18 protein-coding genes are annotated in these 11,884 nt (G+C 59.6%); 2 read left to right on the forward strand and 16 right to left on the reverse strand.

The genetic code is table 11. The features are described from left to right. The first annotated feature begins 7 nt into the window (after nt 1-7). Both NKJ88_RS06140 and NKJ88_RS06145 read left to right on the forward strand, forming a co-directional pair. Complete coding sequence (locus NKJ88_RS06140; protein WP_352443765.1) at nt 8-406, forward strand: hypothetical protein; 399 nt, start codon at nt 8-10, stop codon at nt 404-406. Further along, nucleotides 351-674, forward strand: a complete 324-nt coding sequence (locus NKJ88_RS06145) for a hypothetical protein (protein ID WP_352443766.1) — start codon at nt 351-353, stop codon at nt 672-674. The genes NKJ88_RS06140 and NKJ88_RS06145 overlap by 56 nt, the downstream gene beginning before the upstream one ends. Nucleotides 675-777: 103 nt before the next feature. On the opposite strand, the gene NKJ88_RS06150 is transcribed toward NKJ88_RS06145, so the two are convergent. From NKJ88_RS06150 to NKJ88_RS06225, 16 genes are all read right to left on the reverse strand, one after another. Next, nucleotides 778-2,940, reverse strand: a complete 2,163-nt coding sequence (locus NKJ88_RS06150; protein WP_352443767.1) for a ribonucleoside-diphosphate reductase — start codon at nt 2,938-2,940, stop codon at nt 778-780. A gap of 102 nt (nt 2,941-3,042) precedes the next feature. Beyond that, nucleotides 3,043-3,570, reverse strand: a complete 528-nt coding sequence (locus NKJ88_RS06155; protein ID WP_352443768.1) for a nucleoside triphosphate pyrophosphohydrolase family protein — start codon at nt 3,568-3,570, stop codon at nt 3,043-3,045. Continuing rightward, a complete protein-coding gene (locus NKJ88_RS06160; RefSeq protein WP_352443769.1) occupies nt 3,567-4,193 on the reverse strand; it encodes a dATP/dGTP diphosphohydrolase domain-containing protein in 627 nt (208 codons plus the stop codon). The genes NKJ88_RS06155 and NKJ88_RS06160 overlap by 4 nt, the downstream gene beginning before the upstream one ends. Next, nucleotides 4,193-4,756 carry a hypothetical protein gene (locus tag NKJ88_RS06165; protein WP_352443770.1) on the reverse strand — a complete coding sequence of 188 codons (564 nt, stop codon included), beginning with the start codon at nt 4,754-4,756 and terminating at the stop codon, nt 4,193-4,195. Before NKJ88_RS06165 ends, NKJ88_RS06160 begins: the two co-directional genes overlap by 1 nt. After that, nucleotides 4,753-5,163, reverse strand: a complete 411-nt coding sequence (locus tag NKJ88_RS06170; RefSeq protein WP_352443771.1) for a helix-turn-helix domain-containing protein — start codon at nt 5,161-5,163, stop codon at nt 4,753-4,755. Before NKJ88_RS06170 ends, NKJ88_RS06165 begins: the two co-directional genes overlap by 4 nt. After that, the gene (locus tag NKJ88_RS06175) at nt 5,144-7,189 is read right to left on the reverse strand and encodes an AAA family ATPase (RefSeq protein ID WP_352443772.1); all 2,046 of its coding nucleotides are present in this window, start codon (nt 7,187-7,189) and stop codon (nt 5,144-5,146) included. Before NKJ88_RS06175 ends, NKJ88_RS06170 begins: the two co-directional genes overlap by 20 nt. Beyond that, nucleotides 7,173-7,433 (reverse strand): hypothetical protein, encoded by a 261-nt coding sequence (locus tag NKJ88_RS06180; RefSeq protein ID WP_352443773.1) that lies wholly within the window; start codon nt 7,431-7,433, stop codon nt 7,173-7,175. The genes NKJ88_RS06175 and NKJ88_RS06180 overlap by 17 nt, the downstream gene beginning before the upstream one ends. Next, a complete protein-coding gene (locus NKJ88_RS06185) occupies nt 7,423-8,382 on the reverse strand; it encodes a metallophosphoesterase (RefSeq protein ID WP_352443774.1) in 960 nt (319 codons plus the stop codon). The genes NKJ88_RS06180 and NKJ88_RS06185 overlap by 11 nt, the downstream gene beginning before the upstream one ends. Beyond that, nucleotides 8,379-8,753: a hypothetical protein gene (locus NKJ88_RS06190; RefSeq protein WP_352443775.1), complete on the reverse strand. Its 375-nt coding sequence runs from the start codon at nt 8,751-8,753 to the stop codon at nt 8,379-8,381. The genes NKJ88_RS06185 and NKJ88_RS06190 overlap by 4 nt, the downstream gene beginning before the upstream one ends. Continuing rightward, on the reverse strand, nt 8,750-9,331 hold the full coding sequence (locus tag NKJ88_RS06195) for a 3'-5' exoribonuclease domain-containing protein (protein WP_352443776.1): 582 nt from the start codon (nt 9,329-9,331) through the stop codon (nt 8,750-8,752). Before NKJ88_RS06195 ends, NKJ88_RS06190 begins: the two co-directional genes overlap by 4 nt. Then, the gene (locus NKJ88_RS06200; RefSeq protein ID WP_352443777.1) at nt 9,304-9,744 is read right to left on the reverse strand and encodes a Holliday junction resolvase RecU; all 441 of its coding nucleotides are present in this window, start codon (nt 9,742-9,744) and stop codon (nt 9,304-9,306) included. Before NKJ88_RS06200 ends, NKJ88_RS06195 begins: the two co-directional genes overlap by 28 nt. A 56-nt stretch (nt 9,745-9,800) precedes the next feature. Continuing rightward, entirely contained in the window at nt 9,801-10,697 is an 897-nt protein-coding gene (locus NKJ88_RS06205) for an FAD-dependent thymidylate synthase (protein ID WP_352443778.1), read from the reverse strand. Continuing rightward, entirely contained in the window at nt 10,694-10,963 is a 270-nt protein-coding gene (locus NKJ88_RS06210; RefSeq protein ID WP_352443779.1) for a hypothetical protein, read from the reverse strand. The genes NKJ88_RS06205 and NKJ88_RS06210 overlap by 4 nt, the downstream gene beginning before the upstream one ends. Beyond that, nucleotides 10,960-11,232 (reverse strand): hypothetical protein, encoded by a 273-nt coding sequence (locus tag NKJ88_RS06215; RefSeq protein WP_352443780.1) that lies wholly within the window; start codon nt 11,230-11,232, stop codon nt 10,960-10,962. The genes NKJ88_RS06210 and NKJ88_RS06215 overlap by 4 nt, the downstream gene beginning before the upstream one ends. Next, a complete protein-coding gene (locus NKJ88_RS06220) occupies nt 11,232-11,627 on the reverse strand; it encodes a hypothetical protein (RefSeq protein ID WP_352443781.1) in 396 nt (131 codons plus the stop codon). Before NKJ88_RS06220 ends, NKJ88_RS06215 begins: the two co-directional genes overlap by 1 nt. Continuing rightward, nucleotides 11,624-11,878: a hypothetical protein gene (locus NKJ88_RS06225; protein ID WP_352443782.1), complete on the reverse strand. Its 255-nt coding sequence runs from the start codon at nt 11,876-11,878 to the stop codon at nt 11,624-11,626. Before NKJ88_RS06225 ends, NKJ88_RS06220 begins: the two co-directional genes overlap by 4 nt. Nucleotides 11,879-11,884: the final 6 nt, after the last annotated feature.

The following is an 11,884-nucleotide window of genomic DNA, read 5'->3' on the forward strand; positions in this document are numbered from 1 at the left end:
TCGCACAATGACCCTCATCGCTGAACTCTTCATGCGCTTCGTGTGGCCGGTCCTCAAGTTCGTGATCCCGGTCCCGATCTTCGCGGTGCTGGTGATCGCCGGCAGCGCCTGGATTTACAACGCCACCTCGATCCACACCGCCGTCCGCGAGGCGGTCACGGAATACGTTCACTCGGCCCAGGTCGATGCCCTGCAAGCGACCGTCGCCGAGAAGGATCGTCAGGTCACTGCGATCACTCAAGCCAAAGAAGAGCTTCAGGCCAAGGTCGACGCGGAGAACCGCGCTGATGCCCTGGCCGAGCCACAACGGACAAAGGACGACAACGCTTATGACGCTCAGGACAAAGCTGGTGCTTGCAGCCCTACTCTCAGCGATGCTGATATCGAGTTCCTGCTCAAGCCTTAACAAGCAGCTGCACGACGCCTCGGTCACCAAGGGCAAGATCGAAGCCGGTATCGACATCGGGGAAGATCCAGCAATCTGCGGTCAGACGGAAAAGGACGCACCCCTGGTCAAGGGTGTGTCGAAGACCGTCATCCTCAAGCAGCAACGACGCATCACGCACGTCCTCAACAACCGAATTACCTATTGCCACGAGTATCGAGGCACGTTGAGGGAGAAATTCCTCAATCCGGACCTGAAACCGGCCAAGAAAAAGAGAGGGGCGCAGTAGCGCCCCTTTTAGTACCTTGTAATCGTTTTGTTTTTCTAGGTCATCTCAGTCCAACCTCCCCCGCGAAACCTCTGTACGGCCTTCTACGGGGGAGACTTATTTCCTATTTGTTGAAGTCTATGGGGCATGCGCCCGCTTCGCAGTCAACGTGGACCTGATCCACGTCTTCCACCATCGCTTCGATGCCCGCGACGATCTCCGCGAACCGCTCAGCCGAAATCTCTTCCTCTGGCGTGTACTCATAGCTCAGCGAGTTGATCTGCGGCAGCACCGACACGGCTCTGACCGTCGGTACGTTGGCCCGCATCACCTTCTCGAACTGCGAGAAGGACACCACGGTCGGATCGTACTTCAGCGTGTAGCTGATCTGGTTGCCTCGGGTGTCGCCGAGCCAATATTTTTCCAGCAGCCTGATCCAGCGGAACTGTTCGGCCGGCGTTGCCTCCGCAGCGGTGACCAGCTTGTCGCCCATGCCGAGCGTCGTGATGACCGGCGCCGTCGGGAAGCCAACGATGGTCGTGCCGGCGTAGGTTTCCAGCTGCCGGATCGGATAACCCTTGGAGGCATACTCGGCCACCAGCGGGTCGTCGTTGCGGAACTGGACCCAGCGGAGGTACTGCCGGAGCGCAGGAAGGTGGACGCCCTCGGTAAGACCGAACAGCTTGCTGGTGGTGCCAGCCGGCTTGGCGGTCTTGTTGGTGTGAGGCACGACCACGCCCAAGACGAGAGCGTAGGCTTCTGCCTCGTCATCGACGGCATCGCCGAACCGCTTCAGCATGTTCCAAAATTCCGCGGCCTTCTCTGACATCGGGAAAGCCACTGCCTCGCGGAAGCCGAGACCGAACCTGGTCCACATCCACTCGTGCAACCCGGTCAGGCCGACGCCAATGCGGTTGGTGCGGGCCACTTCCAGATTGTAGATCGAGTCCATGAGGTTCACCCGCATCAGGGCGCGGGTTGCCACCCGGAAGGCGTCCTCGGCATCGTCGTCACTGCTAGCATGGAACGGCACCACATCGGCGATCACGCAGAAGGCTCCGAGCATGAACAGGACGATCTCACCGCATGGGTTGACGATGTAGTGGTAGCTGTGGGCGAGCACACGCTCGGTCAGCTCCTGCATGAGTTGGAGAGTCACGTCATCAGGCTGGTAGAGCTTCGAGCCGGCGAACGCCCGCGAACGGTACTGCTCGATGTCGGTGTCGTTCATCGTGAGCTTGTGAACGTTCAGGAAGCCCGGCTCGCCGGTGCCGTCGCCGTGCTGAGCTGCCATGACGGCATCCCAAACCGCTCGTGCGTGGAGCCGGTCGGCCTTTGACGACTTCGGGTGGTTCTCCAGCGCGTTCCAGAAGTCCTGGTCGACGGCCACGGAGTTGTTGGAGGACCAGAGGTGGGACTGGAAGAACCCAGTCGACCGCATGGCTTCGACCTCTTCACGGGTCTTGCCCCGAAACTCTAGCGGACGCTTCAGATCGATGAAGTCGAAGATGGTCGCGTCACGCCAGAACTTGGTGGCGATACGAGCTGCCCGGCGAGCGCCGCCCACCAGGACGCATTCGGCCTGGAAGTGGTCGGCATACATCGCCGCCTTCCACCGGGCCATGTCGGTGCCCCTGAGGCGCGACACGTTCACAATGGCGTCCATGAGCGGCCCCGGCCCTGAGGCCGGCCGGTTCTGCATCCCCTTGATCGGCGAGCCGAAGCCCCGCACGGCGGTGAAGTCCAGGATGAGGACGTGGTTCGTCAGCTGCTGGTAGGCCATCTTCTCGATCTGCTCGATGGCCTTGGCCCAGCCTTCACGGCTGTCGGGCACATGGAACACGACGATGTCGCGGCCCTCGTACAGATGCTTGGCGTCACGAAGGCTGAGGAAGCCCTTCACGCGCCCGCTGACCACGTCAGAGTGGCTGGGATCGAGGACAGGGACCACGTTCGGCTGCTTGGTCCAGTCGACAACCATCAGGTCGTCATCGTAGGAGCCGCCGACCCCGGAGCCCGACAGCAGGAGCTTGAAGTTGAGAAAGCGCAGCATGGCCGTAGAGCAGTTGGAGAAGACCTCCATTGGCCGACCTGGCTGGCCTACGTCGCCGTGCTGAAGGTGCCGACCTGACATGAGAGTGGATGCTTGAAGAAGGTGATGGGAGAGGGCCGGATAGTCGTTGACCTTCTGGTCAAGGAGAGAATTGCCGAGGGCAACTCTGTGGGCTACGTCGGGCCAGCGTTCGCCGGGGCGGTTGATTGTACGGTCGGCGACGGCTTTACCCATGCCGGGTTCATAGTCTCTGGACATAAAAAATTACCTCAGTCTTTCGGGGAAAGACTGAGGTAAGAAGTCTGGTTTCGGATGTGAGTGCTGGCGTCTCTAGGTCTATTGGAAGACGACCCTTTCAGCGGCGTCGTTTCGATGAGTGGTGGCCAGCTCCGCGTCGAACTTGTCGGGATAGCGGACCATCAGTTTGGCGATGTTGCGTTCACCAACCTCCTCGAAGGAAGTGCCGAGTTTGCGATAGAGCATCGCGAGATACCACTGGAGGTCGCCGGCTTCATCCATGAACTTCTCACGGTCGATCACGCCGGTGTAGAGATACCTGGCGAGCACTTCCATCAACTCCGAAGCCTCGCTATCCACGCCAAGAGCGGCGTGGATCACGTCGGGCTCGATGCCCTCCGGGTATTCGAGGATGGCGCCGTCGTCCTTCATGATGTCAGTCACGAGATCGTGGAAGATGGGCTTGCTCTTCCCATAGAACAGCGCCTTCTTGGCACCGTCGACCATGTGAGAGGCATCGATGCGAGCCTCCACAATGGCAACGAGGACCGACCATGGCACCAGCCCGGTGAAGACAGTGCCGGCAGCGGTGCGGGCGGACGAGATGAGATACTGCTTCATGGTCATAGCGTGGTGTTCCTGAGAGTTTCGAGGGGCGGCATCGTTGCTCGGAGCGCCTCTTCCATATGAGGACCAAGGTCCGAAACGAAAGTGGCGATGAGCGGCAGCTGGATGTGAGCGTTCGGCGACGACCCAGGCACGATGCCGGGGTTCAGCTCTTCGTAGTGCTGCGCCAGGAGATCGGTGGCTTCGTTCAGGCTGAAGCCGTCGCCGTCCTTCCACCGCAGGAGGTGGTCGTAGATGTCGTCGAACGGATTGCCCGGACGGTTCTCGTCCATGTCCCACATCTTCGGCAGGACATAGCGGTCGTCGATGCCGCTGGCCTGTTCGAAGAACTCCATCTGGAACGCGATGTTGCAACCGACGTGGGCGTAGTGATGCAGCCCGCTCTCGTCGTCGTGGGTCTCACCACGAGCGATCTTGTTCATGTGCCGGAAGGCACAATCCATGACCGTGTTCCAGGACCCACCCTTGCGCCAATTGTTGGCCGAGTATTTCTTCTGGCCGAAGTCCAGGACGCGAGCGACATCCTCGACCAGTCGGGTTCTCCCGAACCCGATGGTCTTGATGAAGATGGTCGGAACCAATGTGATCGGCGGCTTGCCGGCGTTGTAGCGAAGCATGGCCATCAGAGCACCTCCGCAAGCGTGTCGATCCAGATGACAAAATCATCCACACCTTCGATCTCGTGCTTCCTGTTGTGAGCGCGTCTCAGGATGAACGTCTTGTGACCAGCGGTCTGACCGATGAGCGCGTTCTTGTAGTTGTCCTCGATCCAGATGCCGGGGCGCAGAACCTCAAGCCACTGGGACTTGGACTGGCCAAGAGGCAGGCAGATCAAACGGGGGAAGGCATCGCCGAAGCAGTCATGAAGGTTCTTGGCGCGGCGGTTGACGATGTCTGGATCGTCCGAGCAGCTGGTGAGGACCGTCAAGGTGTGCCCTTCGTCCTTCAGCTGATTGACCATCGCGAGAGCGTCGTCGTATGGCTTAAGCTGACCAAAGGCTGGGGAGGAGTTGAAGGTCTCGATCAGGCGGAAACATGCCGCCTCGTCGATGCCAATCCACTGGCCCATGGACCAATCCCCTGGTCTTGGCTCGGTGGGCGTATGCCCGATGCTCACGAGGAAATCGCGGAAGCCGCCGGTCCAGTCGAGCAGAACGTCGTCACAATCAAAGATGAAGTGTTTCATAGCATCGGCACCATGGTTGAGAAGAAGGTTCGTGACACCGCTCGCGAGGCGCGAGGGATCAGGTACTGGACGACCCAACCATCGTTGGGGGTCTGGAACATTTCGTGGGTTCCAGCGTCGAACTTCTTCCGAGCATCGGCGATGATGGCATCGAACTTATCCGGCCAGCGGCAACCGGCCTTCTTCACTGCGATCACGTAGGGTTCGTAAGACGGACGCCCTAGTGTGCGGATGTCCAGGGGCTCTGGACCGACGGCCGGCCGGAATGGAGTGTAGGACGGCTTGCCGTATTTCTGTTGGAGGTAGAAGTAGTCGAGGCCAAGAACACGGGCGACACGAGAGATGTTGCCGTCCGTCTTCTTGAGTTCCTCATTGATTAGCTGCTCTTCACGGCTGTTCACATTCATTATTTTCACCCAAGTTGACGTAATAGTCTGCTTGGGGATATTTGTGAGTCACGAGCAGTATTTGCGAGATGCGAGATTTGAGTGTCTGTAGGGTATTCGCAGTATTCTCGGCCCTGTCCTTGTCCATAGACGCATCGATCTCATCGGCCATGAAGAGGCTGAAGACATTGTTCGTCAGGACCTGGCCGAGGCCTAGTCTCAGAGCCAGATTGGCGACAGCTTTTCCCGACCCTGAGAGGGTAGAGATTGACTGCCCGTCGACCGAGACATTGAACTCGTCGTCGACCTCGATGACCTGACGTTGACCGCCGGTCATCTGCTTGATCAGGTGGCTCGCCACTCGGTTGAGGGACGGCACCAGATGCTGCTTCACCATCGTGCGGAGAGTGGTCAGGGCCTCCTTCGCCTTCTTCCACTCACTGGACAGCCCCGCGAAGTAGGCGATGCTCTCCAGCGCCTGCCGGTAACGCTCGGCAAGCTCGTCATAGTTTTCCTTCGCGATCTCGTAGTTCATCGCGAGATGGTATGCGTCCTGGAGAGCCGGCAGCTGGATGACCGAGGCCTCCAACATCACTGACCGCACCAGCTTGGCAGCTCTCTCGGTCTTCCAGCTCTCGAACCCAATTGTGTCGTTCTCGAACTGGACCATTTTGGACTGATGGGCATTGGCCTCGGCGAGCATGGCCTGGAAGTCTGGCATGTCCGCAAGGCGCTTGGTGTAACCAGCGAGGGTGCTTGTGAGCGTTTCCCGCTGGGCGGCGGCAGCGTTGGCCCTGCGATGACCATCGATCTGTGGCCCCGTCAGGAGAGGCTTGCTGGCCTCGGGAACCACCTCTGGACTGACACCGCTTTCGAAGTGCCTGATCTTCACCAACTCGGCTTCGATCTGAGGCTCGTTGAGAGGAGCCGGATAAGAGTCCTCTTCAATGAACTCAGGCCACCGTTTGTCCCGCAGCTTTTGGATGTCAGCCGCAGCCACCGGCCACTTGTGTTCACATGAGGGGCACTCGTGTTGACCATGGCTTTCCAGGTGGGCGATCTGCTCCTGGTCGGCGCGATAGTCGAGGTAGGTGCTGTAGCCGACACACTGAGCGGTGTATCGGGCCAGCTGGTCTCGGGTGTAGGCCGGCGTCGGATATTGAGCCCTGAAGCGGACCAGCTCCTGCCACTTGTCATAGGCGGCGAGCTGCCCCTCGAACTTGTCCAGCTCTTTGTCCGAGTACGGCGACATCGCCGGCAGAGCATTGAGCTGGATCGACAAGGCCCGCTGCTGAGCCTTGGCCTCGTTCTGGCTGTCGAGCAGCGACTGGATGGCCGAGAGCGGCATGTCGATCTTGCTGACGGGACGAACCGGCGGTGCCCGCTCAACCGACAGCCAGCCTTGTAGCTGGTCGTACTCGGTCTTCAGGGTCCGGATCGAGACCATGTCGGCCTGGATGTCGGCAGCTGGCCGATAGCCTTCCGGCTCGACCGGCTCCACGGGCTCATGCAGGGTCGTCTTCAGATCTTCCGCCCTACGAGAGAACGCCAGCGCCTCGTCACCGGCCGACTTCGCCAAGTCCTCGATCACGCCGAGGCCTATAACGCTATCGACCATGCGCTTGCGCTCGGTCGGTCGCATCGCTCCCAGCTTCTCCAGGTCGCCCTGGTTGGCCACGCAAGCGATATCGAACACGTCCATGCCGAAGGTCAGCAGCTCGACGATCTTCGCGTTGACCGGCTTGGTGCCGACAGCGATCTGATCCGTGCCTCGGAAGAGCTTGGCGTTGGTGATCGTCCGCCACACGCGATACTCAACATCGCGGATCGTGAACGTCAGCTCACCATTGAGCTTCTTGTAGTCCGGGACCGTGCCCCGCAGGGCGGCGGTGCCGAAGAACAGCCAGCGGATCATCTCGATGATGAACGACTTGCCGGCCTCGTTCGGGCCGGTGATGGCGCCGAAGCCATCCTGGAACTCTACGGTCTCGGCCAATGTCCTCCCCGTGGTGGGAAAGGTGACCGAGTAACTAAGCGACTTCAGCATGCTTTTTCCATTCTTTGCAGAGGCCTTCGGCCCGGCCTTTGGAGACGCAGTTCCAGATGACGAGGGCATAGTTCCGCATCATGTGGGCGCGGGCCTCGTCGAACTCGCCGATGCTCTTCGCGGCGGCATCCCGAAGGATCGAGATCAGCGCCGTCTCGAAGTTGGTGAGCTTCTTGCAGGTCAGCCATTCCGACATGGCTTCGACGTACTCTTCAGCAGTTCGCGTGAGTGGATTAAGAGCCATCGGCCAGCCTCTTCATGTTGAACTGTTGCAGGAGTGTTTCGGTGATCTCAGGATTGACCTCCGCGAAAGCAGTGCGGAAGAGCTTCTCCATATCGAAGTCGCCGAGGACCACGGTGGGCATCTCCTCGTCGGCACCGTCGAGGCGCTTGATCGTCAGCGAGAGACAGTCGATTTCCTCGTCGAGGATTTCACCTGGCTCCAGGACGACGCGGACGCACTTGTCGTGCAACCCGCCGGTCAGCTCAGCCTTGGTCAGCGTGACGTAGAGATCGTCGTTGCTTTCCTCGCCATGGGCATAGGGCTGCATCGAGCCATTGACCTGGACGAAGATACCATCCCGTTCGAAGTCATCCTTCTTGTGGATGTGACCGGTAACCGCGATCTGGAAGCCGGCAGCGGCCAGCTGCTTGGTCGGGATCAGGTTCTCGCCGGCGCCGCCGAAGCTCTCAACATCCCAGTGGCCGAAAGCGATGGTTGCGTCTGTGTGGTTCGATTTCGAAACCATGTCGGCCGCTAGGATGGTCGGGTGCCAGGCGAAGAACGCCAGCTCGTCCCCGAACACCCACCGGGTAGTGACGATGAAGATGTTCTGCATGTGCTCGACGATGGCGGCGAACATGTCGAAGGCCGAATGCCGATCCAGATCGCGGACCCAATCATGGTTCCCCTTCAGGATGACGAACGAGCAGTCGGGGTTGTTGGTCGCCGCCTCGATGTAGGCCTGGGCAGCTTTCATGATCACGTCGTAGGAGACGTAGGCCTTGTCGAACAGGTCGCCCATGTTGACATGGACGTCGGCCTCGGTGTTGGCGAGGCTGTCCCTGAAGTCAGCCCAGACCCTGGCCTCACGGTCACCGCGACGGTGAAGAGGTACCCCATGAACAAAAGAGCGACCCAAGTGTGGGTCGCCCAATGTTTCGATTGTGAGATCGTTGTGTTTGATGATCATGCATCCTGACCTTTGCCCACGAGGGCTTTCTTGAAATCGCGAACCTGCATGCCGAACATCTGGCAGCTGACCAGATCGTCGTCGGGGGTGAGACGCTGGAGCGGGAACACAAGGACGGAGTCGTCCTTCTGGTCGAACCACACGTCGATCCGCTCGACGCCAACGAGGTCCGGATTGCTGGTGAAGCTGGTCAGCTTGTCGGCCAGCTCCTGGGCCTGCGGGTTCCCCATGGTCGACTGCGCCACGAAGACCCGCTTCTCGACGGCGTCCCGCATCTTCAGCTCGTACGGCAGGAGCGGCATGCAGGCGTACGCCGAGTGGCATACGGTCACGAGGAGGATAAATGCTACGGCTGCGGCAAATTTGATCATGATGCATGCTCCAAAACCGGGGTTGGTCGGAAGTGCTCGGTCGCCTTGAACACGGCATCGATCTGGTTGATCGTGTCGTAGATCGCGTTGTGGGCATCGCCGACGAACTCGGTCTTGAACGTCGGTAGGCTGCTGTCGCCGGCCATGCCTCGGATGTAGGAGTTCATGTCGGTGGCGAAGCGGAAGTGGAACGGGTTCATGATCTCGAAGTCGGTGAAGTACGAGGCGATGAACGAGAAGTCGAAGCTGGTAGGCTTCGCCCAGAAGCGGAGCGGTTGGATCGGCGAGTAGCCGGCCCAGTCAGCGAACGCCTGCATCACGGTGCGGGGGTCTTCCATCCGGGAGTAGATGTCCTGGAGGATCGAGCGCTTCTGCTCGCCCCACCATGAGCGGGTTCCCTCGTCCCAATAGCGGCCCGGTGGGATTAGCAGGCAGCGGTCGAACATCGATGTGGTGTCGACCGTCTTCTCCGCGAGGTTGAACTTCACGGCGGCGATCTGGAGGATAGGAGCATGGTCGGGTCGAGTACCACCGGTCTCGATGTCCACCATCACGTCGCAATAATTGCCAGGTTCCATTTGAATTCCTTTAGGTCAGCCCACGGGATGGAAGACTTCCCGTGATCCTTGACGATTTGAATGAGGTCGTACGGGACCCGGTACCAAATGTTCCGGGTGAGATCGTGCAGGTAGACGAAGTAGGAACCGCCGGCCGCAAGGATCATCTTCGCGGCAGCGGACTGCTTGGTGCGAAGAAGACCAAAAGGAAACGAGGTTTTTTCCTGGGTTGATTTAACCTCCGCGAAGGAGGTCTTGCCGTCGACCACAAGGATGTAGTCGCTCGGCTGGGGGCGGACATGACCCATTCGTCCTGTCCGCCCCCTCACTTCAGCTGCGTCGACAAGTCGGCAGTAGTATGCCCGCTTGCCTAGAGTGTCGTGGATTTCCTCGAACGTTTGTTCAGAAGCTTTGCCGGTGTTCTTTTTCGCCATGCTCGATATGTGTGAGCGGCACCGGTAGTGTTCGAGAGTTGTTAGGCGTTAGTCTATTAGATGTTCTCATTCGGCAGGGTCTTGCGATACTGAACCCAGCCGACGAAGTTGCCATGGAGATGCGGTTCCTGCCACACCTCGTTGTACGGATTGAAGGCATCAGGCGTGGCCTGATGCTCAGCCGGCGAGGCGTGGAGTGGTTCGGAGCCGACCAGACGATCATAGAGAGCCAGGTCGCTGGCGATGTCAGGCTTCTTGCCGTCGTGGGTCAGGTACGAGACCCGAGCACATCGAGCGACTGAGAGCTTGATCGCCAGTGTCTTGAGATCGAGGTTGTTGGCGATGCCATAGTCCCAGATTTCCTTGTCGTTGTCAGCGACGTAGGGAACGTGCCACTGGCCAGGGCCGAGCTTCACCGGCTTCGACCCCAGCATGGCTTCAATCATGCAGTCGGCCAGCTCCCGGATTTCCGGCTGAGCACCACTGTGGCGCCGGAGGCCGAAGAAGTTCGACCACTCGGTGGCGGTGACCACCACGTTGATATGGCTGAACGGTTCGAGCAGCCGGTTCACGATCTGCTTGTGGTAGCCGGCCTCGTCGAAAGCACGAGCGAACTCGATAGCTTTGTCACGAGCCTTGTTCCAAGCCTCGTCATGGTCGCGAGCCGACACCATCCCGTCAACAACGGATACGTAGACCGGAGCGTCGTGCTCCTCGTCGGCCTGCATACCCGGCTGGTTCTTGCCCCAGTGGATCGGCATGGCCGTGTCGTCGATGATGTCCTGGATCAGGCGCTCGACGGGGATCGCTCGCGAGGAAGAGGCGTTCCGGCTGAACACCCGATGGGTCATGAACTCGGCATGCACGAACCGTGGGTATCGGAGCTGCATGGTGGTGATGCGCTTGCCGGCGTTGGGGATCGAGTCGGCGATGATCTTGGCAGAAATGGTCATTGGGCTAGGCTCTCCGATACACGACCGACGCTGACGTTGAAAACCTGACCGATGTCCTGGTACCGGAGGTCAGGGTTGCACTCAGCGTACCACTTGATCTTCTTGGCCAGCGCCTCGGACATCTTGGCCGACGCCGCCGGTGCCCGGCGGACGCACGGCGCTCGATACATTTCCTCCTGGACGATGGTCAGGATTTCGACGCCGAACTCGATTGGAACGCGATTGGCCAGCTCTTCGAGCTTGTTCCTGGCTGTGATGATGCTCATTTGAATACTCCGTAGAGGCCTGGGGCCAGTTCCTGAACTTCTCCCAGGACCACGATCTCGTACCCCTGGTTTCCGTCACGCCAGTCGCCGGCGTTGTCGCGTTTGATGATCTTGACCTGGGCGGCTTCGCCGGCGAACCGGGTCATCTCGAAGCCGGTGACGGTACCGATCCACTTGAAGTTGTGATCGCTTGCCATGCAGCCGTCGCAGTTGAACTGGATGACGAGAGAGTCCTTGAGCTTGCGCTTCAGTCTGAAGTTGTCAAACATCACCAGGCCTTCGGCTTCGTTTTGCTCTTGGCCCTGATCTTCTCGATCCGACCATAGGCTTCGTCGACTGACGCGTGGCCCTCCTTGATGATGTTGGTGCCCAGAGCGTTGGCCACGCCTACGAGTGTGAACACGACGCCACCCAGCTCCTGGGTCACGTCGCCGACTGGCCGGCGGAAGACGTACCAGAGCAGCTTGAAGGCCTGCCAGCGGGTCACTTCCATAGCCTGAGCCAGCTCCAAGGCTTCCTCCAGGAAGCGATAGACACGGACCTTACCGCGAACATCAGGGTCTTCCGGGAAGCAGTCGATCAGGAATTGGGAGACGCGGCGCTGGAGAACGTCTGCGGCGGCGTTGGAATTGAAGACGAGAGGGACGGTGACGTGCTGGTTCATATGATGTGCTCCGATATGAGGTTGACCATGGCCTGGGCCGAAGGGAATGGTTGTCCCTTCGAGTACCAGCGGTCGTATTCTTTCCAGTAGGTTTCGTTGAGGGCGTCAGCACAGGCCTTGGCTTTGACCTGGGACTTGAACTGTATCTCCTGAGGAGGCGAACCATCGGTGAAGGACATCTTCGTGATGGTTCGCCCCTTGCGGAGACAGAGACGCCATTTGCCATCTTCCTGGCGGGCGCCGAAGGCCATCAGAAG

Origin of the sequence: Mesorhizobium sp. M0016, from assembly GCF_040324035.1 — a bacterium.
Taxonomy (GTDB): Bacteria; Pseudomonadota; Alphaproteobacteria; order Rhizobiales; family Rhizobiaceae; genus Mesorhizobium.